This is a genomic window from Bradyrhizobium ottawaense, assembly GCF_002278135.3.
Classification (GTDB): Bacteria; Pseudomonadota; Alphaproteobacteria; order Rhizobiales; family Xanthobacteraceae; genus Bradyrhizobium; species Bradyrhizobium ottawaense.
Window position 1 is genome coordinate 3,306,027 of record NZ_CP029425.2, and the last position, 21,381, is coordinate 3,327,407.

A 21,381-nucleotide genomic window follows, 5' to 3' on the forward strand; every position below is an offset into this window, starting at 1 on the left:
CGTAATCCACCACCTGTGTGTCTGCGCGGAGACAAAAGAGGTGGATTGCGCTTCGCTAATCCACCCGTGCGCGCACGATTTCAACCACCCGTTCACCATCTGGAAACGACCGCCGCTTAGAGTCGCCTCCACCTGCCTTGGGGGGAGGGGATTTTCCATGGCTTCGAACGTCGTCGCGCGCCGTTGCGCGATGTTTTGCTTTGTCTTGTCAGTTGCCGTCACGGGCGCCCGCTACATCACCGAAGCCCATGCCGCCGGCGCGATTGCAGTCGGCAAATGCGGCGCTTATGGCCAGGCCTTTGATTACGGCCACGAGCACGAGGCGCGTGCCGCGGCGCAGAAGCAGTGCAAGGGCGATTGCACGACCGTGACGATGAAGCGCGCCTGCGCTGCGATGTCGGTCGATCTCGCCAACCCCTGCGGCGCTTATGGCTATGCCGTCAAGCCGAAGATCTCTGCCTCGCTCAACGCCGCCACGCGCGAATGCTACAAATACGGCGGCAAGGAATGCGTGATCCGCGCCTGGGCCTGCGACGCCAAGGGTTGATTTCCTCTTGCTGTCATTCCGGGGCGATGCGTAGCATCGAGCTATGGTGCGCAATTGCGCACCTGAGAATCTCGAGATTCCGGGCTCGGTCCTTTGGACCGCCCCCGAATGACAGTGGAAGGAATAGATGCAGTTCGACACCAAGATCGCGGTCGTGATCCGCACCGATCTTCAAGCCTGGCAGAAGCTTAACGTCGCGTCCTTCCTCACCAGCGGCATTGCCGCGGCTTTTCCCGAATGCATTGGCGATGCCTATGAAGACGCCTCGGGCACGAACTATCATGCGTTGATCGGCCAGCCGATCCTGATCTACGGCGCCGACGGGCCGGCACTATCGCGCGCGCTGGATCGTGCGCTCGTGCGCAACGTCAAGCCGGCGGTCTATACCGAGGACATGTTCAGCACCACGCACGATGCCGCCAATCGCGAGGCGGTGAGGGCCGTGGCGCGCAACGATCTCAATCTCGTCGGCATCGCCATGCGCGCCGAGCGCAAGGTGATCGACAAGATCGTCGACGGCCTGAAGTTCCATAGCTGACACGCCGGCATCGGCGCGGCGTCATCGTGGTGTCATGATGGGGCCGCCTTGCGCAAACTTTGTGCTGTTTGACGCCCATCAAAGGAGCGCGGCGCGGGGTCGTTATTCTGCTCCAAAATGCAGAGGAGCAGACAGATGCCGACCATGAAAGCCGCAATCGTCAAGCAATTCGGCAAGCCGCTGGTGATCGAGGGCGTGCCGGTTCCGCAGCCCGGCCCCGGCGAGATTCTGGTCAAGGTGAAGGCCTGCGGCGTCTGTCACACCGATCTGCATGCAGCCTCCGGCGACTGGCCGGTGAAACCGGTACCGCCCTTCATTCCCGGCCACGAGGCGGCCGGCACCGTCGCCGCGCTCGGGCCCGGCGTGAAGAATCTGAAAGTCGGAGATGCCGTCGGCGTCGCCTGGCTGCACGACGCCTGCATGTCTTGCGAATATTGCGAGACCGGCTGGGAGACCCTGTGCGAGCACCAGCACAATACCGGCTACAGCGTGAACGGCGGCTTCGCAGAATATGTGATCGCCTCGGCCGCCTTCGCCGCAAAGCTGCCGGCGACGGTCGATTTCGCCGCCATCGCGCCGATCCTGTGCGCCGGCGTCACCACCTACAAGGGATTGAAGGAGACGGAGGCCAGGCCCGGCGAGTGGGTGGTGATCTCAGGTGTCGGCGGGCTCGGCCATGTCGCGATTCAGTACGCCAAGGCGATGGGGCTCAAGGTCGCTGCCGTCGATATCGCCGAGGACAAGCTGGAGCTGGCGCGCGAAACCGGCGCCGATCTCGCGGTCAATGCCCTCACCGCTGGTGCGGTGGACCAGGTTCTTGCGGCAACCGGCGGCGGGGCCCACGGCGTGCTGGTGACGGCGGTCTCGACCGCCGCGTTCGCCCAGGCGCTCAAGATGGTGCGCCGGAAGGGCACCGTCAGCCTCGTCGGCCTGCCGCCGGGCGAATTCCCGACGCCGATCTTCGACGTCGTCCTCAAGCGCATCACGGTGCGCGGCTCCATCGTCGGCACGAGGCGCGACCTCGACGAAGCCGTCGCATTCGCCACCGATGGCAAGGTGAAGGCCGAAGTGACGAAGGTGCCGCTAGCGCAGATCAACGATGTCTTCGAGCGGATGAAGGCCGGCAAGATCGACGGTCGCATGGTGCTTGATTTCGGCTAGCGCCTCATCCAGGCGGCATGCCTTCGAACGTTACCAGGCTGGGATCGAGGCGATCCCAGTCATGGCCGCGCGCGGCGAAAGTGACTGCCTGCGGCTTGTAGCGGGCAGGCTCGTCGAGGCTCGCGGCGCGGATTGTGAAGACGTCGGGCTGCGCCGCGAAGGTCATGTACACAGGCACGCCGCACTGCGTGCAGAAGCCGCGCGTCTTCACGTTGCCGCTGTCGGCGACCATATCCCAATGCTTCGCCTCGCCGGTTAGCGTGACGCCGGCTCGTGCGAACGTCGCGTATGAGCCATGCGCACTGCCGCTTTCGCGCTGGCAGTCCCGGCACTGGCAGTGATTGCTGAACAGGGGTTCGCCGGCAATCGAATAGCGGATCGCGCCGCAGGCGCAGCCGCCGGTATAGGGCTTGTCCATTTAAGTGCTTCCCTACTTGTCTTCGCCGGAGATGGCATCCAGCCGCTGCAGCACCTTGACCCAGCCGTCGCTCATGTTGCGATAAGCGGTGTCGTTCGTCGGCGTCACGAAGCCGGAGTGCACCACGCGCACGCGCGTCCCTGCTTCGACCGGCGTGAGGGACCAGGTGACGACGGTGTCAAGCGCCGAGCCGTAACCGGTGTTACCCTCGTCGCCACCCTTCCAGGCATAGGCGAAGCGTTGGTCCGGCACGACTTCCAGAACGCGGCAATGGATCGTGCCATCCCACGCGCCGGCCGGGTTGGTCTTGAACGTGAAAGTGTTGCCTTCGACGGCCTCGAAACCGGTCGGCGGCATCAGCCAGCGTGCAATCAGCTGTGCGCTGGTCAGCGCCTTCCAGATCGTCGCGACGGCGTGAGGGAAGACCTCGTCGATGACGATGTCCTGGGTCTGGATCTTGGAAGCAACAGCACTCACGGATCGATCTCCTTCAATAGGTCACGCAGATTCTGGAAGCGCTCGCGCCAGAACACGCCGTAATGGTCCATCCAGGTTACCAGCGGTTCGAGCCCCTGCGGCGCGGCGCGGTAATAGACGTTGCGGCCCTCTGCGCGCTCGGCGACGAGGCCCGCCTGTTTCAACGACTTCAGGTGCTGCGAGATGGCGCCCTGAGTTACGCCGCTGCCGCGCGTCAGCTCGGCGACGGTGATCTCCTTGCTCTCGAACACGCGCTCGAACACCGCCCGGCGCGTCGGGTCGGCGAGGGCGCGCATCACAGTGGTGACGGGGTTTGGAGCGGTTTCGATCATGTCGTTCAATTAGTCGATGCTAATTCATTAGTCAATACTAATTCTTCTGAGTCTACCCAGATAACAGCCTCAACTTGACTATGACTGACTAGTCAGTCATGTTCATCTAATAATGAAGAAGTCGACCAAGCTCGCCAACAAGTCGGCACAGGGCGCGGAGCCTGCGTCAGCCCGCCGAGAGGTGCCTGCATCGAACCGTGCTGCGCGCGCGCAGGAGCGGCGCGCGGCGATCGTGGACGCCGCGATGGAGGAGTTCATCGCCCGCGGTTTTGCCGCAACGCGCCTCGACGACATTGCCAAACGCGCCGGCGTCGCCAAGGGCACGATCTACCTGCACTTCAAGGACAAGGAATCGATGTTCGAGGAGCTGGTGCGCGTCGTGATCGTGCCGGTCGTGGCGCGGCTGACCGCGCTGCCGCCGCCGACGGGCTCGGTGCGCGACCTCGTCGAGGCCTTTGCCAGCAATTTCCTGAAAGAGGTCATCGGCACCAGGCGGGGTGATCTGGTACGCCTGATTGTGGCGGAGGGCCCGCGCTTTCCGTCCGTCGCCGACTTTTACTACCGCGAGGTCGTCTCGCGCGGGATCGCCGCGATGCGCACGCTGATCGAGCTCGGCATCGCCCGCGGCGAGATCCGGGAGAAGGACCTCGCGCGCTATCCGCAGATCCTGGTCGCGCCCGCGATGATTGCGGTGATCTGGCAAAGCCTGTTTGCGCGGCACGCGCCGCTCGACGCGCAGGACATGCTGCGCGTTCATCTCGATTTGATTTTTGGCGAACGGAGGACGACATGACGTCGTCACGAACCATCTCTCACCTCATCCTGAGGAGCGCGGAACGCGCGTCTCGAAGGATGCAGGCCCGGCTGTGGCTTCCCGCCCTTCGAGACGCCGCTTCGCGGCTCCTCAGGGTGAGGGATCGACAGCCGAATCTGCCGCGCCTCTGTGCGATCGCGGTTCTGGCACTCGCCACCGGTCTCGCCGGGTGCAACGAGAAGCGTGATCCCGGCTTCCAGGGCTGGGTCGAGGCCGACATGATCTTCGTCAGCCCGGACGAAGCGGGGCGGGTGACGAAGCTCAATGTCCGCGAGGGCGACGAGGTCAAGGTCGGCGATGCCCTTTATTCCGTCGACGACGACCTTCAGCTTGCCGATCTCAATCAGCAAAAGGCGACGCTCGCCAACGCACAACAGACCTATGACCGCGCGGCCTCGCTGAGCAAGACCGGCTCCGGCACGCAGGCCAATCTCGATTCGGCCGTGTCTGCCTTGCGCGTCGCGGAAGCGCGGGTGGCGACGTCGGAGACGCGGATGGCGCGGCGCAAGGGCTTTGCGCCCGTTGCCGGCACCATCCAGCAGATCTATTTCCGCGAGGGCGAGATGGTAGCGGCGCAGCGCCCGGTGCTGTCGATCATGCCGCCCGGCAACATGAAGCTGCGCTTCTTCGTGCCAGAGACCGCGCTGCCGAAGCTTGCGATCGGCGACACGGTGCGGATCGGCTGCGACAATTGCGCGGCCGATCTCACCGCAAAGATCTACTTCATTGCGACCTCGGCCGAATACACCCCGCCTGTCATCTACAGCCTCGATGAGCGCAACAAGCTGGTCTATTTGATCCAGGCGCGGCCGTCGCGCCCCGACGCGCTGCGGGTCGGACAGCCGATCGACGTCTATCTCAATCCGAAGACACCGGTGGCGGACAAGCGATGAATGGCGAGAGCGGCATCGCGATCGACGTCAAGGGCCTGACCAAATCGTTCGGCGGCCGCGAGGTCGTGCACGATCTGTCGATGCAGGTGAAGCGCGGCTCGATCTACGGCTTCCTCGGGCCCAACGGCTCGGGCAAGACCACGACCATCCGTATCCTCTGCGGTCTCCTCACCCCGGATAGCGGCGAGGGCACCTGTCTCGGCTACGACATCCGCCGCGATGCCGAAAAGATCAAGCGCCAGGTCGGCTATATGACCCAGCGCTTCAGCCTTTATCAGGATCTTTCGGTGCGCGAGAATCTCGAATTCGTCGCGCGGCTCTATGGCTTGGCCGATGCGCGCGGGGCAGCGCGCGACATGATCAAGCGGCTCGGGCTCTCGGGACGCGAGGAGCAGCTTGCGGGCGAGCTTTCCGGCGGCTGGAAGCAGCGGCTGGCGCTGGGTGCCTGCACGCTGCCCAGTCCGAAACTGTTGCTGCTGGACGAGCCGACCGCCGGCGTCGATCCCAAGGCGCGGCGTGACTTCTGGAACGAGATCCACGCGCTTGCCGCCGAGGGCCTCACCGTGCTGGTCTCGACCCATTATATGGACGAGGCCGAGCGCTGCCACGAGATCGCCTACATCGCCTACGGCCATCTGCTGGTGCACGGCACCGTGGAGGAGGTGATCGCGAAATCCGCGCTGACGACCTACACCGTGACGGGCGAAGACCTGAACGAGCTCGCGGCCGAGCTCACCGGCAAGCCCGGCGTGGATATGGTGGCGCCGTTCGGCACCTCGCTGCACGTTTCGGGGCGGGACGTTGCCGCGCTCAAAGCCAGCATTGCGCCGTGGCGCGAGCGAAGCGGCCTGCACTGGCAGAGGTCGCATCCCTCACTGGAAGACGTGTTCATCGAACTGATGGGGCGCTCCAAGGACAATTTCCAATGAGTGCCGTCGATCATCCCGCACCACAGCACGAAATCCGCGAGCGCTTCGGCTTCCTGCGGCGCTCCTATGCGATGCTGATCAAGGAGTTCATCCAGCTGAGGCGCGACCGCGTCTCGTTCGCGATGATCGTGATGCTGCCGGTGATGCAGCTGATGCTGTTCGGCTATGCCATCAACACCACGCCGCATCATCTGCCGAGCGCGGTGCTGCTCCAGGAGGACTCCGATCTCGCCCGCTCGATCCTGAAAGCTCTGGAGAACACTGCCTATTTCCGCTTCCTTTACGAGGTGCACGATGTCGAGGATTTCGACAATCTGCTGAAATCCGGCAAGGTGCTGTTCGGTGTCGAGATCCCGCGCGGCTTCGAGCGCGCGGTGCGGCGCGGCGACAGACCGGCGCTGCTGGTTGCGGCCGATGCCACCGACCCGGTGGCGGCGAGCGCGGCGATCGGCTCGCTCGGCATGGTCGTGCAGACCGCGCTCAAGCATGATCTCTACATCGGCGATCCCCCGGAGATGCCGTTCGAGATCCGCGCGCATGCCCGCTATAATCCGGCCGCGGCCTCCAGCCTCAACATCGTGCCGGGCCTGGTCGGCACCATCCTCACCATGACCATGCTGATCTTCACCGCGCTGTCGGTCACGCGCGAGGTCGAGCGCGGCACCATGGAGAGCCTGCTGTCGATGCCGATCAAGCCGGTCGAGGTGATGTTCGGCAAGATCGTGCCTTACGTGCTCGTCGGCTTCGTGCAGGCGTTTCTCATCATCGGCATCGGGGTTGGCCTGTTCGGCGTCCCCGTGCTCGGCAATCTGTTCCTGCTGGCACTGCTCTCGACGCTGTTCATCACCACCAATTTGTCGATCGGCTACACCATCTCGACCGTGGTGCAGAACCAGCTCCAGGCCATGCAGATGTCGATGATGTTCTTCCTGCCGAGCATTCTGCTGTCCGGATTCATGTTTCCCTTCGCGGGCATGCCGACCTGGGCGCAATATCTCGGCGAATGCCTGCCGCTGACGCATTACCTTCGCATCGTCCGCGCCATCATGCTGAAGGGCGCGACCATGCAGAATCTGCATTTCGACGCCCTGGCACTGGCGATCCTGATGGCGCTCGCCATGACCATCGCCGTGACGCGCTTCCGCCGCACGCTGGATTGAGGCACAATACCCCGGAATCGAGGGGCGGAATGGTCAGATTTGCCAGCAGGAGGACACGGCAGCACGCCGTGCTATCGGAGGATTTCGAGCGCGAGCTGACACGCGAAGTGCTTCGCACCGAGCTGCTCCGGGTGCGGGCGCTGATCATGACGGGCTGCGTCATGATGGTGCTGCTCACCGCGATCTATTTGATCGACCCCAGTGTGGTGAACCGGGTGTGGCGCGGAACGGAAGGGCTTGTCGAGGTCTACGGCCTGCTCGGCGGCTTCATCCTGTTCGAGGTTTGGGTCCACACCCAGATCAGGAAGAACCTCCGGCTCGATCGCGATCTGCCGGTGATCCGGCGCTATATCGGCACGCTGATCGAGACTTCGCTGCCAACGGTGATCCTGATCCTGCAAACCCGCACCATGGGTGCGAGCCAGGCGCTCGGTTTCGCCGTGCCGCTGATGTACTTCATCTTCGTCATCCTCTCGACCTTGCGGCTCGACTTCTGGCTCTCTGCGTTCACAGGCTTCGTCGCCGCAGCCGGGCTTCTGTCCGTCGCGCTGCTCTACAACGCGGCCGACGAGGCCGGCGAGCCCCTGATCTATTTCCACGCTGTGCGCAGCATCGTCATCCTGATCTGTGGCGCGCTGGCGGGCGCGGTCGGCGCTCAGCTGCGCCGCCAGTTCGCCGCGAGCATCGCGGCGGCGACCGCACGCGACCGGGTGACGAACCTGTTCGGCCAGCACGTCTCTCCGCAGGTGGTGGAGCGGCTGATGGCGGCGGGAACCAGCGGTGGCGGCGACGTCCGCCGCGTCGCTGTGATGTTCGTCGATTTCCGCGGCTTCACGGCGGGCGCGCAGTCGCGCACCCCACAGGAGGTGGTCGACCGGCTCGATGGCGCCTTTGCGGTGCTGGTCGACGTCCTCGATCGCCACGGCGGTATCGTGAACAAGTTTCTCGGCGATGGCTTTCTCGCGCTGTTCGGCGCGCCGCTGGAAGCCTCCGACGCCGCGCATCGCGCGGTTGCCGCAGGCCGCGAGATGCTGAGTGCGATGGACCGCATCAACGCACAGACGAGCTGGCCGCTGCGCATCGGCATCGGCATTCATTTCGGCGAGGTCGTCGCCGGCAATATCGGCTCGCCCCGGCGCAAGGAGTACACGGTGATCGGTGACACCGTGAACTTCGCATCGCGCCTGGAGGCGCTGAACAAGGAGTTCGGCTCGCAACTGCTGATTTCAGCGACCGTGCGCGAGGCGCTGGGCAACGATGGTGACGATGCCGTTGCGCTCGGCGAGGTCGAGGTGCGCGGCTATGAGCGGAAGGTGGCGGTGTTTCAGCTCGGCTGAGGGGCCTTCAAATGTGAGTCGCGTTTCGTGGAAGCGAGCCGCGGTTCGTTGAAGGCTTCTAGAATCTCTTCCGCGATTGCTCCGATTGCTCCGAATTTTGGGGCATGACGAGCGATGTCGCCGGCCTATAGACTGCCGCCCGATGCGGCCGGTCGCGGCCGCAATTTGCATGAGGAAGTGACGATGCAGCGCCGCTACATCACCGTCGACGTGTTCACCGACCGCGCCTTCGGCGGCAACCAGCTCGCCGTGGTGCTCGACGCCGGCGGGCTCACGACGGCGCAGATGCAGAGGATCGCGACCGAGTTCAACTATTCCGAGACCACCTTCGTGCTGCCGCCGCGTGACAAGGCCAACGATGCCGAGGTGCGTATCTTCACCCCGGTCCGGGAGATGCCCTTTGCGGGCCATCCCAATATCGGGACCTCCTTCGTGCTGGCGAGCCTCGCCAAGGAGCCGAAGCCGCGCCTGCTATTCGAGGAGAAGGCCGGGCTCGTGCCGGTCGATATTTTTCGCGAGCAGGGACGGGTGGTCAGCACCGAGCTCACCGCGCCGCAGCCGCTGTCACGGCTTGCGCAGCTTTCTGCCGAAGACGTCGCGGCCTGCATCTCCCTGAGCGCCGATGACATCAGGACCGATCGCCATGCGCCGCAGGTCGTCGGCGTCGGAACGCCCTTCGTGGTGGCGGAAGTACGTTCGCGCGATGCGCTGAAGCGGGCCAGGTCCGACGCGGCGGCCTTCGGCAGGCTCTTGCCGCGCGACGGTGCAGTCTCGGTGTGGTTCTATACGCGCGATGTGCCCGCGGCGGAGGCGCCTAGCGAGATCCAGGCGCGGATGTTCATGCGCGGCGCCGGCGGCTACGCTGAGGATCCCGCCACCGGCAGCGCCACGGTTGCCGCGGCCGCACTGTTCGCCGATCTCGATCCCGTGCGCGATGGCGAGCTCAAGCTCACGGTCGGCCAGGGCTTTGACATGGGCCGGCCGAGCCTGCTGCTGACGCGCCTGCGCAAGCAGGACGGCAAGATCATCTCCGCCCATGTCGGCGGCAGCTGCGTGCAAATGATGGAGGGGACGTTCAAGCTGGCAGGGGAGGGATAGGAACCATCATCCCCGCGCAATGGCGAAGCCGTTGTCGCTGGAGATGCGAGCCCTTGCGAGCCTCGAAGGATGCGCGGCCGAGGTGCAACCTGGGGCACGCCGTCGTGGTTTCGTTCCCCGCCCGAGCTCCGGCTACACCTGCCGTCCCGCCAAATTCTTCACCGCAACCCCATCGCGCTCCTCGATGATCTCCGCGATCATTTGGCGGTGGCAATGCGTGTGATCCCTCTCGTAGCAGAGCAGGCAGACGGGGCCGGCCTTCTTCACCAGCGCCGAGAGCTCGTCCATCGCCTCTTTGGCCTCGGGCGCCTTGAGGTGCTTTGAGAAGATCTTCTCCAGCACATCGTACTGACCGCTGCGTGCGGCGAGCCGGCCTTCCTTCGGCGTGCCGAGCGCGGCGAGGTGGACATAGGCGATACCACGTTCGTCGAGCCCTGCCGAAAGCTGCTTCTTGGAAAAGCCCGGCCGGCGCGAGGATGTCACCGCGCGCACGTCGACCACGAGCTTGACGCCGGCCTCTACCAGCTCATCCAGCACCGCCTTGGGCGGCGTCTGCTCATAGCCGATGGTGAACAGCTTTTTCGCCTTTGCCATGGCGCACCTCAGCTCACCCTTGCGATCAGTTCCATGGCGCCGGCCGGTGCGCGCACCTTGCCCTCGTGGATGACGTAGGCGAACACGTCGCGTGGCTCCTTCTTTGGCTTGGCCTTGTCAACTTTGGGCAGGTCGTCCGGTTCACCGCCCGAAGCCCAGGCCTGAAGGCGCTCGGCCCAGGCATCGAGCTGCTTGGGCGGGTAGCAGGTCTTGATCTCGTCATTGCCCTTCTGCAGCCGGGCATAGACGAAATCACCGGCGACGTCGGCGATGGCGGGATATTTGCCGTGCTCGGCGAACACCACGGGCGTCTCGAACTCGCGGATCAGCGCCACGAAGTCCGGTGTGCAGAAGCTGTCGTGGCGGACCTCGACGACGTGGCGCAGCGCGCGTCCCTCGAGCTTGCGCGGCAATAGCTCGAGGAACTTGCCGAAATCGGCGCCGTCGAATTTCTTGGTCGGCGCGAACTGCCACAGCACCGGCCCGAGACGGTCGCCGAGCTCCAGCACGCCGGAATCATAGAACCGCTTGATGGAATCGCCGGCTTCCGCCAGCACCCGGCGGTTGGTGGCGAATCGCGGTCCCTTCACCGAGAACACGAAGCCGTCGGGCACCTCGCTCGCCCATTTGCGAAAGCTCTCCGGCTTCTGCGAGCCGTAATAGGTGCCGTTGATCTCGATCGAGGTCAGCTTCGAGGCCGCGTAGGACAGCTCCTTCGCCTGCGTCAGCTTCTCCGGATAGAACACGCCGCGCCACGGCTCGAACGTCCAGCCGCCGATGCCGATGAAGATGTTGCCTGACTTTTTGGACGCAGTTTTTGCTTTGGCCACGGAAGGATCTCGCATCGACGTGGAGGGGATGCCGTCATCCTAGTCAAACCAGTTGTGATTGGCCAGTTGCTGCGTCCCGTCTAAGGTCGCGGCAGGATCTGCGAAAAAGGAGAAAAAGGATGCGGATGCTGATGGTGGGAGCGGCGCTCGTCATGATGACATCTGCTGCCATGATATCTCCAGTCATGGCGGATGACGACGATGCGAAGGGCGCGCAGAAGCTCGCCATGCAGGGCCGCGACGATTACTGGCATTGCCTGGCGCGGGAATATTCGCGCGACAGCAATCGGGGAATGACGGAACAGGATTTTGGCCGCTCGGTCGCGGGCGCCTGTTCGTCGGAGCGGCAATATTACCGAGTGGCGCTGCTCGACTATCTCACCACGCAGTACCCGAGCATCGATGCCGGCGCCCATCTCGCTACCGCGAACAGGGCAGTGGAGGCCGCGCAGAAGGACATCGTGACGGCCTTCGTCAAGCAGAGGCCGCCAGCGAAGTAGGCAACGGCTAATAGCGAGCAGGGCAGAAGCCTGGACCGCCTCATCAGCCATTCGCCTCACGGCAGCCCTTCCGGCTCCGCGCGCATCCGTGATATCACGGGGCGTATCTGGAACGGGGATGGGTTTCCATGGCGTCTGAGTCGGTAGGGGGCATTTTGGGCGTGATCGCTGCCGCGATCGTGCTTGCAGTCGCCGTCGTGTTCGGGCCGATTGGCCAGTACGGCAAGCCGCCTAAGCCGGCGAAAGTCGAGCCGGCGCCGGCTGCCGCACCCGCGGCTCCCGCCGCGCCGGCGCCGCGCGGGCCGATCATCCGGGAAGTGCCCAACCAATAAGGCACGAAAATCGTCCTTTTCGCCCCTTGCGAAGCGGTCTTGTCATTCCTATCTAGCTTTTAACGGCGCCGTTGAGCGAAAACTCCGGCGTTGGAACGACCTTGGAATAGCTTGGGCTCGCGCCGGATGTACGCGCGGCCCGCCGTTCCGGGGTCGTTGGCATTTTAGGGCCTCTTTTGGCCAAATTCCCTTGGAAACCCCGGCTTGGCAGCGCAGGACGCGGCGGATATACGCTGCCGTCATGAATGAAGCGATCAGACCGGGCTCCGACAATCCGCTGCAGGCTCAAGCAGGGCCGGAACTGTCGGTCATCGTCCCGACCTTCAATGAGCGCGACAATGTCACGGTGCTGTACCGGCGGCTGGAGGCGGTGCTCGCCAACGTCGCCTGGGAAGTCGTGTTCGTCGACGACAATTCACCTGATGGCACCTGGGACGTCGTGCGCGCGCTGGCGCAGCAGGACAGCCGCGTGCGCTGTATCCGCCGCATCGGCCGCCGCGGCCTGTCGGGCGCCTGCATCGAGGGCATCCTGGCGTCCAGCGCGCCCTTTGTGGCCGTGATCGACGCCGACCTCCAGCACGACGAGACGCAACTGCCGAAGATGCTGTTGCTGCTCGCAAGCGACGAGGCCGACCTCGTGGTCGGCAGCCGCTACATCGAGGGCTACAAGAGCGAGGGCTTCAACAAGCAGCGCGCCGGCGCCAGCGCGCTGGCAACCGAGTTCGCCAGGAAGATGCTGCGGGTCGAGATCGCCGATCCCATGAGCGGCTTCTTCATGATCCGCCGCGATCGTTTCGAGCAGCTCGCGCCGAAGCTCTCCGTGCACGGCTTCAAGATCCTGCTCGACGTCGTCGCGACCGCGCACGGCGGCTTGCGGGCGGTCGAGATTCCCTACACTTTCGGCGCCCGTCAGCACGGCGAAAGCAAGCTCGATTCCATGGTCGCGCTCGATTTCCTCGGCCTCGTGCTGGCCAAGCTGAGCAACGACATCGTCTCGCTGCGCTTCATCCTGTTCGCGATGGTCGGCGGCATCGGCCTCGTGGTGCATCTCACCACGCTGTTCATCGGACTTCAGCTGTTCAAGGTGCCGTTCGCGGAGGCGCAGGCCGCCGGCGCCATCGTCGCCATGACCAGCAATTTCATCCTCAACAACTTCCTCACCTATCGCGACCAGCGGCTGAAGGGCTTTGCGCTGCTGCGCGGCCTGATCGCCTTTTACATCGTGTGCAGCGTCGGCCTGCTCGCCAATGTCGGCGTCGCCTTCTCGGTCTACGACCAGGAGCCGATCTGGTGGCTGGCCGGCATGGCCGGTGCGCTGATGGGTGTGGTGTGGAACTACGCGATGTCAGGCCTGTTCGTCTGGCGCAAGAAATAACCCACGATGGGCGGGGCTGACGCGCGGATCGTCCGCAATACCGTGCTGCTGATTCTGGCGCTGGTGGCCCTGCGGCTCGTCGCGGCCGCGTTCACGCCGATCACCTTCGACGAAGCCTATTACTGGATGTGGTCGAACAACCTCGCCGGGGGCTATTACGACCATCCGCCGATGGTCGCCTATGTCATCCGCGCCGGCACCATGATCGCCGGCGATACCGAACTCGGCGTCCGCCTCGTCTCGATCCTGCTCGCACTGCCGATGAGCTATGCGATCTACCGCTCCGCTGCGATCCTGTTCGGCGGCGCGCGCGTGGCGGCGACCAGCGCCGTCCTGCTCAACGTAACCATGATGGCCTCCGTCGGCACGCTGATCGTGACGCCGGATGCGCCGCTCCTGGTCGCATCCAGCTTCGTGCTGTTCTTCCTCGCAAAAGTACTGGAGACCGGCCGCGGCGTCTGGTGGCTTGCGGTCGGCGCGGCCGTCGGTGCGGCACTGCTGTCGAAATACACGGCGATGTTCTTTGGCGCCGGGATCCTGATCTGGCTCGCTTGCGTGCCGAAGCTCAGGCGCTGGTTCCTCTCGCCCTGGCCCTATCTCGGCGGTCTCGTTGCGCTGGCGCTGTTCTCGCCGGTGATCCTCTGGAATGCGGACCATCAATGGGTCTCGTTCGCAAAGCAGCTCGGGCGCGCGAAGATCGAGGACTTCCGACCCGTCTTCATCGCCGAGCTGATCCCCACCCAGATCGCGTTCGCAACCCCGCTGGTCTTCATCCTCGGCGCGATGGGTCTGCACGCGCTGACCTTGCGCCGGGCCGGCGCACTGGCCTCGCGTGTGCTGATCGAGGCGATGTTCTGGACCATCGTCGCCTATTTCGTCTGGCATTCGCTGCATGCCCGCGTCGAGGCCAACTGGTTCGCACCGGTGTATCCGCCCTTCGTCGTCGCCGCGGCCGCTGCCGCCAACCTCGTGCAATGGAAGCCGCGCCAGCGCCGCCTGGTGGATTTCTGCCTGCGCTGGGCCGCGCCTGTCGGCATCGTGATGTTTGCAGCGCTCATCGTGCAGGCCAACACCGGCTGGCTCTCGGGTTATCGCCGCGATGCCACCGTGCGCAGCGTCGGTGTCGGCTGGCGCGAGCTCGCTGCCGAAATCGAAGCCGTGCGCGCGCGCCATGGCGCGACCTGCGTGCTCGCGCAGGACTACGGCACCACGGGCTGGCTGGCCTTTTACTTGCCCCGCGGCACCTGCGTGGTGCAGCAGAACCAGCGCATCCGCTGGGTCAACATGGGCGAGCCCGATCCAAAGCTGCTCGCGGGCAAGCTGCTCTATGTCGACGAGCTGCGCCCGGACGGTCATCCCGTCCTCAACGACCTCTTTGCGAAGGTGACGCAGGTCGCGCAATTGCAGCGCAAGCGCGGGCCCCTCGTGGTCGAGACCTACAGCGTCGATCTGCTGGAGGGCGCCAAGGGCGACGTTCTCGACCGCTCGCCGCCGCCGGAAGCGCGGTAGTAGGCCGCAATGCTTCCACAGCGTCGTCCCCGCGAACGCGGGGACCCATACCCCCAGGGAGCAGTTTGGCGAAGACTGTTCGTGGGCGATCTTTCAGTTGGTATGGCCAGCTGTGCTCATCGACAGATCACGCGGTATGGGTCCTGGCGTTCGCGGGGACGACAGCCGAGTGCTGGGTCGATAGCAACGACTATCAGTCGATCATCTCAGCCTTTGTCGCACCCTGGCCCGGCCCACTGTGATCCCGCCAGAACCACACGGTCACGACGCCGGAGCGGCCACGGACCTGGGCGAGCAGGGGGCCCGACAGGACGCCGTCGGGAGCCCCGTGGAAGTCGGCCGTATCCAGCAGCGTATTGCTCAGGGCGAGTCGTGCATCGTTCTGGACGGCGACTTCCATCAGCCGGCTCGCGACGTTGACCGTGTCGCCTGTCGCCGTGATGTGCTGGTGACTTTCGCCGAGGCGGGAGGCGACGATCTCGCCGAAATGCGCGCCGATCTTGAAGCCGAGCTGACCGCCGATCGCTGACGGCAGCGAGGCGATCCAGTGTTCGACACCGCGATGCAGGTCGATCGCGCATTTGAGCGCGCGCGCGGCGTCATCGGGCATCGCGGCCGGCAGACCGAACAGGATCATGGCGCCGTCGCCGAGAAAGCCGGTGATCATGCCGCCGCAATCGACCGCGGCCTTGTCGATCCGCGCGTGAAACGCCTGCAGGATCTCCTGAAGCGCGTCCGGATCGATCCGTTCGCTCAAGGAAGTGAAGCCGGAGAGATCGATGAAGACGATCGCGGCGTCTTGCCGGACCGGTTTGGACAGGAAATTCGGATCGCGCGCCAGCCATTCCTGCACGGCCGGTGCCTGGAATTGTGCGAGAGACCTGCTCTTGGCGGCGAGATATTGCGTGCGGCGGCCTCCGGCCCACAGCTGCACACCGGCAAAGATCGCAACCGGCGGCACCGCGGCGGCGAGCGTGGTTGCCGCATTCAGCCAGACGCCATGCGTGAACGCGAAGGCATTGAGGCCGGCCCAGGCGATCATCACCGCGGCCGCCGCCATGATGCCGAGCGCGCTACGCCGCCAGGCCAGCAAGCCGACCAGCAGCATCGGCAGCAGGATCGCAGCGAGCGCGTCGGCGATATGGACCCTATGGTCGCGCACGATGCCGTCGCCGGAAACGAGGTGGGTGATCGCGGTCGAGACCACCTCGACGCCGGGCATCAGGGAATCGAACGGTGTCGGGTAGAAGTCGCCGCCGCCGGCGACCGAGGCGCCGATCACGACGATCCGGTTCTCGATCGCGGCGCGATTGAGCGTGCCGTCGAAAATGCTCTGCGCGCTCACGGTGCGGATGGTGCGGCGGGGACCGTAATAGGTGATCGGCAGCGCGAAATCGGTGTCGGTCGGCACCGCGCGATCGCCGAGCATGAGGTGATCCGGCGCGATCGTCAGCGGCTTATCGAGCGCGCGCGTCGCGACGCGCAACGGGAACGACAGCTCGACCTTGTCGCGGGTCCGGAACAGCATCGGTACCGAGAGCGGCGATCCCGATTGTCCGGTCGCGACATTGACGATGCCGACCTCGGCGTGGTCGGCGAACGCTGGCAGCGGCAGCAGGAAACGTTCGGCTTGCGGCAGCACGGCGAGGGGACCTGCACTGCCGGGCGCCACGTTCTCGCTGGCGGAGGGGAAGATCGCGGCGGCGGCGAGCACCATGGGGCCGGTGGCGAGCGTGTTTGCGAGCGTGGCGTCGCCGATCGCAGCGCTGCGGTCGACGAGCAGGAGATCGATCGCGACGACCTTCGGCTTGAACTGCACGATGGTGTCGACGACGCGGGCGAGATCGGCGCGCGGCAGCGGATAGCTGCCGCCGCGCTTCACCACGGTGTCGTCGATCGCGACGATGGTGACGAGATCGGGCGGACGCTGCACCCCGCGGACCTGTGTTCGCCAATCGGTCAGCGTTGCTTCGAGGCGGTCGAGAAAGCGCAGATGGCCGCCTGCGTGCGCGGCAAAGATGCCCGCGCCCCACAGCGCGGTGAGGGCGAGTGCCACCAGGATCTGAACGCGTCTCGTCATTACGTCGTACTGCAATCTTCTTTTTCTTCGGCCCTGTGGGCCGAGGTCTATTGACCAAGTCTTATTGACCAAGTCTTGCCATGAGAGCGTCGATGCGCGGCTGGCCCCACTGCTTCACTGTCAAAGGTCCGGTCGCTTCCACGTCGACGCCTTGGCCGGGGCCCAGCACGACGCCGCGCCCACGAGCCCTGCGGCTGACGTCGACACGGCCGTCGGCGACGAAGACGGAGGTCTTGGCCTCAGCGACGTCGACGGCCCATCTGGTGCCGCGCACCGCGGCAATCGCCTGCGGCGTCAGCACCTTGAAGGGATTGCCGCCCGGCTTCCTGGGCACTTCGACCAGCAGGGCTTTGCTGCTCAACTCGACGGAGTCAATATGTCCGTCGCGGTTGGCGTCCTTTAGTTCAAATCTGGCGCCGTTTTCTGCAACGATGGTGATGCCGTTGTCGCAGCGCCAGGTCTGCGTGCCGGCGGCCGAGGCCGACGATGTGCAAGCTGCATTGGCAGGCTGCGCGGCCGCGTATCCCATCAACAACGACGACGCCAGAGCAAGATATCCGGCGCGCGCGAACCTTCTCATGCCAGCCTCCGTTTGCATGCCCGGCACAATTCAAGGCGATGTTGATACGGTACCGTATCACACGCAGAGGCTGCTGAAAAGTGCCGCTTTACGAGCTATTTTCTTGCCGAGGCCTTTTCCAGAGCGGTGCGATCAACTTTCGGTCAGGGCGCGGTCGCCGTGTGGGCGGTCCGAGCGCTGTGTGATGTGCGTGATCTTGCCCGCCGTTCTCGTGTCACCCACGCGCCGGCGGGAAGGCCGGCGCACCAGCCTCGCGCAACGCTTCCCCGCTATCTTCCGGGTATCGAAGGCCACGAAAACGACTTGGTTGGGTGGCCCTAGAGAGGCGGCGGGAGACGATCGCTGAATGCGCCGCTCCTGCCGAGAATTATAGTTAACAGACGCGGCTAAGTCCGTGGTTCTGCGGGCTTTTTTCTCGAAATGGGACGACGCTAACGAGCTGCCGCACATCTGCCCGAACTTAATCCGCATTTAACTAAAAGTCGCCTTAATGACGCTCCGACCCTCTGCGAGATGCTGTTCCCGGATCGTGACCAGCGGCACTTCGAAGGGGGACTGAGTGACACCGTCCTGGACGCAAGGCGAATGAGTAAGAGTATCGCTGCGCAGAGTAACGCGGCACGGAAGTCCAAGAATTCTCTTCGGAAGTCTTCCCGGAAAATGACCACGACCAATTGGCTTGGCGCCGCGGCCATCGGCTGCGTCGTGATGGGTGCCGGCTGGACTATCTACAGCAACGTCTTCGGCGCGAGCGTCTATCCGACCGTCGGCGGCATTGGCTACGACGAGCCGGTGATCAAGCGTGCGCCCAAGGTCGCGCTGCGCGAGGCCGGCGACGCCATCAAGGAAGCTTTTGCGCTCCTGCCTGACCGGTTGCAGGTCGCCGCCCCGATCTCGCGTGAGATGTTCAACGAGCGCTTTGCTGCCGCTGCGACCCAAGGCGTGGCATCGAACGCGGCCAGCGCGGCGCCAGCGACCCAGGTTGCGGTGGCCAAGGACGCGCCGAAGCAGAGCGTGATCGCGAAGGTCGCGGAAGCACTGAAGCCGTCGGCCCCGGCCAAAATTGCTGAGAAGTCCGCTGACAAGACCGGGGACAAGGCCAAGCGCGCTCCGGATGCCCAGATGCAACTCGCCTCGGCCGATCCGGCCCAGATCGTGCCGGCACCGGAAGCGAAGAAGTCGTTCGCCGATCGCGCCAAGGCCGCGGTGATGTCGATCACCGGTCCGCGGCAGTCGATGGTCGAAAAACTCTGGGGCAAGCGCGAGCCGTCCGGCGGGCTGCTGGCCTACGCCTCGGCCGATGCCAGCGTGACCGCGTCGATCGCGCCGAAGGAGCAGAACCCGATGTTCGGCGGCGCGCCGCCCTATGAGCGTGACACCGCGGTCTACGACATCACTGCCAAGACGGTGTATCTGCCCGACGGCACCAAGCTCGAGGCGCATTCCGGCCTCGGCTCCAGTCTCGACGATCCGCGCTCCCAGCGCACGCGCATGCGCGGCGTGACGCCGCCGCACATCTACACGCTGAAGCCGCGCGAAGCGCTGTTCCACGGCGTGCCCGCGTTGCGCCTGACCCCGATCGGCGGCGAGAGCGCGATCTACGGCCGTGACGGCCTGCTTGCGCACACCTTCATGCTCGGGCCGAACGGCGATTCCAACGGCTGCGTGTCGTTCAAGGACTATTACGCGTTCCTCGACGCCTACCGCAACAAGGGCATCCGCAAGCTCGCGGTGCTGGCGCGGGTGGAGTGAGGCGCAGCGCGCCTCACTCTTTCTGCACGATCAGCGCTTGACGAAGACCAGGTTGCAGGCGCGCGCCTCGTTGCGCTTGCCGGTGCCGCGGGTGCGATCGAACTGCGCGTCGACCGTAAAGGCGTAAGGCGAGCCGGGCGCAAGGTTGTTGAGCGTGTACGCGCTTGCCCCCGTTGTGCCGCGCGCGCTCAACGTCGTCTTGCCGTCGGCCTGGATTTGGCCGTCGATCTCCAGGCGGTTGACGCCGTCCTTGCTCTGAGCCTCGGCGTGAAACACGCCGTTGGTCACGGTGCCGGCGAGGGGCCTGGTGAAGCCCTGCGCCTTGCCGGAAGCCGGGCAGTTCAGCGTCACGTCCCAAGTGCCGTCGAAGTCCTTGCTGCCGCCGGCGCGGGTATTGGTCGCAGGCGCCAGCGCCACCTTCTGCTTCAGGCCCTCGATCCGCGCCTTGGCGAGATTGGCGAAGCTGCAACTGGAAAATCGCGTCAGATGGTCCTCGAAGGCGCTGACGGTGCCGATGGTGTCGGCAGCCTTCCAGTGCGCCTCCGCGGATGCGCACGGGTCGGCCCGCGGCGCGGCCTGCGGAGCTGCGGGTGCGATCGTGACCGACACCGGTCCGTTCAGGTAGAACTTGCCGATGATCGATAGCGACAGCTCCGGGAGCTGCGTCTTGCCGCTGGCATCATAGACGTCGCTGCTGATGTCGCGAAACACATCGCCGATCTCCTGCGGCTCTTCGATGTGCTTGAGGAACGCGGCCGTGTAGGGGCTGTTGCGGCCGACGCCGTCCGCCGCGGTCTGCCCCGATTGCGTCGAGAACGACACGATCGTGCCGCGCGGAGCTTCGACCTTCGACAGGCCGCGCCCGATCGAGGCGGCCCGCGTCGCCGAGCGCTTGAGAGTTTCCGCCAGCGGATTGTCGCGGCAGGAATCGAGCACCAGGATGCGGAGGTTCTTGGCTTGCTGCAGATCGTTCACGATGTCGTCGACCCGCACGAAGCGCTTCAGGTCGGCCTCATCGGTGAGCGTGGCGTCGACAGGCATCAAATAGTTCACGCCGTTGTACTGCATCGCATGGCCGCTGTAATAGAATATGGCAACGTCAGCTCTGCTCGCGGCGCGCGCGAAGCGGATGGTCAGATCCTGCATGTCGGCCTGGCGCAGGTCGATGCCCTGGATCACCTCGAAGCCGCTGCGCTTGAGTGAGGCTGCGACGTCCTCGGCATCGTGTGACGGGTTGGGCAGCTGCGCCGTCGATGTATAGGCGCCGTTGCCGATCACCAATGCCACGCGCGTGTCCGCAGATGCAGTATCGGGAGACAGCCAGCCGGCGAGGAGGCCCAGGCAAAATAAAGATGAGGACAATCTGGAAAGAGCACGCATGAATGCCTTCCAAGAAAATATCGAAAAATATCCCTCCAGATTAGCGTAAGCCGCGCCGACTTCAATGCCCTCGCCGGGAAAACGATCAGATTTCGCGACCGTGATGTCGGGTCACGCTGCCATCGCCTTGCGCAGGGCCATTTCGGTCGCGATCGCTTCCCGCACGGCCGGCCGCGCCTGCATGCGCCCGAGATAGGCTGACAGAGACGGCCATTGCGCGATGTCGACGCCTGCGGGACGGAGCAGCAGCAAGGCCCAGGTGAGGTGGGCATCCGCGACGGTGAAGCCGTCACCCACGAGGAATTCGCGCTCCGCCAGATGCGCCGACGGCACCGACAATGTCTGCGTGATTCTGACGCGCGGCTTGGCGAGCGAGCCATCGTCCTTGTACCAGAAGGCCGGAAACAGAAACGCCTTGTGGATCTCGGCGCCGATGAAGCTCAGCCACTCCTGCAGGCGATAGCGATCGGGATCCCCGAACGCCGGCGCAAGGCCCGCCGTCGGCTTCACGTCTGCGATGTATTGCAGCACTGCCGCGCTCTCGGTCAGCCGTTCGCCGTTCTCCAGCGCCAGGACCGGCACCGCGCCCTTCGGCGACACGCCGAGGAAATCGCTGCCGTCGTCCACGACCTGCTTGGTCCAGATATGGGCGAGGTGATACTGCGCCTCGATACCGGCCTCCATCAGCGCGATGCGACTCGAGAGCGAGCAGGCCATCGGAAAGAAATAGAGTTGCAGCATCGGA

The 21,381-nt window shown here is 64.8% G+C and carries 23 protein-coding genes; 14 read left to right on the forward strand and 9 right to left on the reverse strand.

Features of this window, described 5'->3' with window-relative positions; all coding sequences use genetic code 11:
- Positions 1–157 precede the first annotated feature (157 nt).
- The 3 genes from CIT37_RS15610 (at position 158) to adhP (ending at position 2,246) form a co-directional block, all read left to right on the forward strand.
- Complete coding sequence (locus CIT37_RS15610) at positions 158–547, forward strand: DUF4189 domain-containing protein (protein WP_028142907.1); 390 nt, start codon at positions 158–160, stop codon at positions 545–547.
- A gap of 127 nt (positions 548–674) precedes the next feature.
- Positions 675–1,085 (forward strand): PTH2-like family protein, encoded by a 411-nt coding sequence (locus CIT37_RS15615; RefSeq protein ID WP_038948016.1) that lies wholly within the window; start codon positions 675–677, stop codon positions 1,083–1,085.
- A 135-nt stretch (positions 1,086–1,220) separates the two neighbouring features.
- Entirely contained in the window at positions 1,221–2,246 is a 1,026-nt protein-coding gene (gene adhP, locus CIT37_RS15620) for an alcohol dehydrogenase AdhP (protein WP_095426153.1), read from the forward strand.
- A gap of 4 nt (positions 2,247–2,250) precedes the next feature.
- Here the strand turns inward: adhP and CIT37_RS15625 are convergent, their stop codons facing one another.
- From CIT37_RS15625 to CIT37_RS15635, 3 genes are read right to left on the reverse strand one after another with little or no spacing between them, the layout of a single operon-like run.
- Complete coding sequence (locus CIT37_RS15625; protein ID WP_038948014.1) at positions 2,251–2,664, reverse strand: GFA family protein; 414 nt, start codon at positions 2,662–2,664, stop codon at positions 2,251–2,253.
- 12 nt (positions 2,665–2,676) lie between these two features.
- Complete coding sequence (locus CIT37_RS15630) at positions 2,677–3,141, reverse strand: SRPBCC family protein (RefSeq protein WP_038948012.1); 465 nt, start codon at positions 3,139–3,141, stop codon at positions 2,677–2,679.
- Positions 3,138–3,473: an ArsR/SmtB family transcription factor gene (locus tag CIT37_RS15635; protein WP_028142912.1), complete on the reverse strand. Its 336-nt coding sequence runs from the start codon at positions 3,471–3,473 to the stop codon at positions 3,138–3,140. Before CIT37_RS15635 ends, CIT37_RS15630 begins: the two co-directional genes overlap by 4 nt.
- Positions 3,474–3,582: 109 nt before the next feature.
- On the opposite strand from CIT37_RS15635, the gene CIT37_RS15640 reads away from it, so the two are divergent.
- The 6 genes from CIT37_RS15640 (at position 3,583) to CIT37_RS15665 (ending at position 9,704) form a co-directional block, all read left to right on the forward strand.
- Positions 3,583–4,266, forward strand: a complete 684-nt coding sequence (locus CIT37_RS15640; protein WP_038948011.1) for a TetR/AcrR family transcriptional regulator — start codon at positions 3,583–3,585, stop codon at positions 4,264–4,266.
- Entirely contained in the window at positions 4,263–5,180 is a 918-nt protein-coding gene (locus CIT37_RS15645) for an HlyD family secretion protein (protein WP_244429110.1), read from the forward strand. Before CIT37_RS15640 ends, CIT37_RS15645 begins: the two co-directional genes overlap by 4 nt.
- On the forward strand, positions 5,177–6,109 hold the full coding sequence (locus tag CIT37_RS15650) for an ABC transporter ATP-binding protein (RefSeq protein ID WP_095426154.1): 933 nt from the start codon (positions 5,177–5,179) through the stop codon (positions 6,107–6,109). The genes CIT37_RS15645 and CIT37_RS15650 overlap by 4 nt, the downstream gene beginning before the upstream one ends.
- Complete coding sequence (locus CIT37_RS15655) at positions 6,106–7,269, forward strand: ABC transporter permease (protein WP_038948008.1); 1,164 nt, start codon at positions 6,106–6,108, stop codon at positions 7,267–7,269. The genes CIT37_RS15650 and CIT37_RS15655 overlap by 4 nt, the downstream gene beginning before the upstream one ends.
- Before the next feature lie 29 nt (positions 7,270–7,298).
- Entirely contained in the window at positions 7,299–8,606 is a 1,308-nt protein-coding gene (locus CIT37_RS15660) for an adenylate/guanylate cyclase domain-containing protein (protein ID WP_028142917.1), read from the forward strand.
- A 183-nt stretch (positions 8,607–8,789) separates the two neighbouring features.
- Positions 8,790–9,704, forward strand: coding sequence for a PhzF family protein (locus CIT37_RS15665; RefSeq protein ID WP_095426283.1), 915 nt, complete (start codon positions 8,790–8,792; stop codon positions 9,702–9,704).
- Between the two features lie 132 nt (positions 9,705–9,836).
- On the opposite strand, the gene CIT37_RS15670 is transcribed toward CIT37_RS15665, so the two are convergent.
- Both CIT37_RS15670 and CIT37_RS15675 read right to left on the reverse strand, forming a co-directional pair.
- Entirely contained in the window at positions 9,837–10,298 is a 462-nt protein-coding gene (locus CIT37_RS15670) for a DUF488 domain-containing protein (RefSeq protein WP_028142919.1), read from the reverse strand.
- An 8-nt stretch (positions 10,299–10,306) separates the two neighbouring features.
- Positions 10,307–11,143, reverse strand: coding sequence for a DUF72 domain-containing protein (locus tag CIT37_RS15675; protein WP_085967720.1), 837 nt, complete (start codon positions 11,141–11,143; stop codon positions 10,307–10,309).
- Positions 11,144–11,247: 104 nt separating this feature from the next.
- On the opposite strand from CIT37_RS15675, the gene CIT37_RS15680 reads away from it, so the two are divergent.
- The 4 genes from CIT37_RS15680 to CIT37_RS15695 all read left to right on the forward strand — a co-directional run bounded on the left by CIT37_RS15680 (position 11,248) and on the right by CIT37_RS15695 (position 14,844).
- On the forward strand, positions 11,248–11,628 hold the full coding sequence (locus CIT37_RS15680) for a hypothetical protein (RefSeq protein WP_028142921.1): 381 nt from the start codon (positions 11,248–11,250) through the stop codon (positions 11,626–11,628).
- 128 nt (positions 11,629–11,756) lie between these two features.
- Complete coding sequence (locus CIT37_RS15685) at positions 11,757–11,960, forward strand: hypothetical protein (protein ID WP_028142922.1); 204 nt, start codon at positions 11,757–11,759, stop codon at positions 11,958–11,960.
- A 241-nt stretch (positions 11,961–12,201) separates the two neighbouring features.
- Complete coding sequence (locus tag CIT37_RS15690; protein ID WP_028142923.1) at positions 12,202–13,335, forward strand: glycosyltransferase family 2 protein; 1,134 nt, start codon at positions 12,202–12,204, stop codon at positions 13,333–13,335.
- Positions 13,336–13,341: 6 nt separating this feature from the next.
- Positions 13,342–14,844: a glycosyltransferase family 39 protein gene (locus CIT37_RS15695; RefSeq protein WP_095426155.1), complete on the forward strand. Its 1,503-nt coding sequence runs from the start codon at positions 13,342–13,344 to the stop codon at positions 14,842–14,844.
- A 193-nt stretch (positions 14,845–15,037) separates the two neighbouring features.
- On the opposite strand, the gene CIT37_RS15700 is transcribed toward CIT37_RS15695, so the two are convergent.
- Positions 15,038–16,924, reverse strand: coding sequence for a CHASE2 domain-containing protein (locus tag CIT37_RS15700; protein ID WP_095426156.1), 1,887 nt, complete (start codon positions 16,922–16,924; stop codon positions 15,038–15,040).
- Positions 16,925–16,985: 61 nt separating this feature from the next.
- Complete coding sequence (locus tag CIT37_RS15705; RefSeq protein WP_028142926.1) at positions 16,986–17,504, reverse strand: FecR domain-containing protein; 519 nt, start codon at positions 17,502–17,504, stop codon at positions 16,986–16,988.
- 660 nt (positions 17,505–18,164) lie between these two features.
- Between CIT37_RS15705 and CIT37_RS15710 the strand changes: the two genes are divergently transcribed.
- Positions 18,165–19,256, forward strand: a complete 1,092-nt coding sequence (locus CIT37_RS15710) for a DUF2778 domain-containing protein (protein WP_028142927.1) — start codon at positions 18,165–18,167, stop codon at positions 19,254–19,256.
- Between the two features lie 30 nt (positions 19,257–19,286).
- Here CIT37_RS15710 and CIT37_RS15715 read toward each other — a convergent pair whose 3' ends face one another.
- Together CIT37_RS15715 and CIT37_RS15720 are read right to left on the reverse strand one after the other, a co-directional pair.
- On the reverse strand, positions 19,287–20,636 hold the full coding sequence (locus tag CIT37_RS15715) for a caspase family protein (protein ID WP_028142928.1): 1,350 nt from the start codon (positions 20,634–20,636) through the stop codon (positions 19,287–19,289).
- 111 nt (positions 20,637–20,747) lie between these two features.
- Positions 20,748–21,377, reverse strand: coding sequence for a glutathione binding-like protein (locus CIT37_RS15720; RefSeq protein ID WP_038971689.1), 630 nt, complete (start codon positions 21,375–21,377; stop codon positions 20,748–20,750).
- Positions 21,378–21,381: the final 4 nt, after the last annotated feature.

What these genes read in the sequence shown, in the direction of transcription:
- CIT37_RS15610 (WP_028142907.1), top strand. Translation starts at nt 158, where the DNA reads ATGGCTTCGAACGTCGTCGCGCGCCGTTGCGCGATGTTTTGCTTTGTC.
- CIT37_RS15615 (WP_038948016.1), top strand. Translation starts at nt 675, where the DNA reads ATGCAGTTCGACACCAAGATCGCGGTCGTGATCCGCACCGATCTTCAA.
- adhP (WP_095426153.1), top strand. Translation starts at nt 1,221, where the DNA reads ATGCCGACCATGAAAGCCGCAATCGTCAAGCAATTCGGCAAGCCGCTG.
- CIT37_RS15625 (WP_038948014.1), bottom strand. Translation starts at nt 2,664, where the DNA reads ATGGACAAGCCCTATACCGGCGGCTGCGCCTGCGGCGCGATCCGCTAT.
- CIT37_RS15635 (WP_028142912.1), bottom strand. Translation starts at nt 3,473, where the DNA reads ATGATCGAAACCGCTCCAAACCCCGTCACCACTGTGATGCGCGCCCTC.
- CIT37_RS15645 (WP_244429110.1), top strand. Translation starts at nt 4,263, where the DNA reads ATGACGTCGTCACGAACCATCTCTCACCTCATCCTGAGGAGCGCGGAA.
- CIT37_RS15650 (WP_095426154.1), top strand. Translation starts at nt 5,177, where the DNA reads ATGAATGGCGAGAGCGGCATCGCGATCGACGTCAAGGGCCTGACCAAA.
- CIT37_RS15655 (WP_038948008.1), top strand. Translation starts at nt 6,106, where the DNA reads ATGAGTGCCGTCGATCATCCCGCACCACAGCACGAAATCCGCGAGCGC.
- CIT37_RS15660 (WP_028142917.1), top strand. Translation starts at nt 7,299, where the DNA reads ATGGTCAGATTTGCCAGCAGGAGGACACGGCAGCACGCCGTGCTATCG.
- CIT37_RS15665 (WP_095426283.1), top strand. Translation starts at nt 8,790, where the DNA reads ATGCAGCGCCGCTACATCACCGTCGACGTGTTCACCGACCGCGCCTTC.
- CIT37_RS15670 (WP_028142919.1), bottom strand. Translation starts at nt 10,298, where the DNA reads ATGGCAAAGGCGAAAAAGCTGTTCACCATCGGCTATGAGCAGACGCCG.
- CIT37_RS15675 (WP_085967720.1), bottom strand. Translation starts at nt 11,143, where the DNA reads ATGCGAGATCCTTCCGTGGCCAAAGCAAAAACTGCGTCCAAAAAGTCA.
- CIT37_RS15680 (WP_028142921.1), top strand. Translation starts at nt 11,248, where the DNA reads ATGCGGATGCTGATGGTGGGAGCGGCGCTCGTCATGATGACATCTGCT.
- CIT37_RS15685 (WP_028142922.1), top strand. Translation starts at nt 11,757, where the DNA reads ATGGCGTCTGAGTCGGTAGGGGGCATTTTGGGCGTGATCGCTGCCGCG.
- CIT37_RS15690 (WP_028142923.1), top strand. Translation starts at nt 12,202, where the DNA reads ATGAATGAAGCGATCAGACCGGGCTCCGACAATCCGCTGCAGGCTCAA.
- CIT37_RS15695 (WP_095426155.1), top strand. Translation starts at nt 13,342, where the DNA reads ATGGGCGGGGCTGACGCGCGGATCGTCCGCAATACCGTGCTGCTGATT.
- CIT37_RS15700 (WP_095426156.1), bottom strand. Translation starts at nt 16,924, where the DNA reads ATGACGAGACGCGTTCAGATCCTGGTGGCACTCGCCCTCACCGCGCTG.
- CIT37_RS15705 (WP_028142926.1), bottom strand. Translation starts at nt 17,504, where the DNA reads ATGAGAAGGTTCGCGCGCGCCGGATATCTTGCTCTGGCGTCGTCGTTG.
- CIT37_RS15710 (WP_028142927.1), top strand. Translation starts at nt 18,165, where the DNA reads ATGACCACGACCAATTGGCTTGGCGCCGCGGCCATCGGCTGCGTCGTG.
- CIT37_RS15715 (WP_028142928.1), bottom strand. Translation starts at nt 20,636, where the DNA reads ATGCGTGCTCTTTCCAGATTGTCCTCATCTTTATTTTGCCTGGGCCTC.
- CIT37_RS15720 (WP_038971689.1), bottom strand. Translation starts at nt 21,377, where the DNA reads ATGCTGCAACTCTATTTCTTTCCGATGGCCTGCTCGCTCTCGAGTCGC.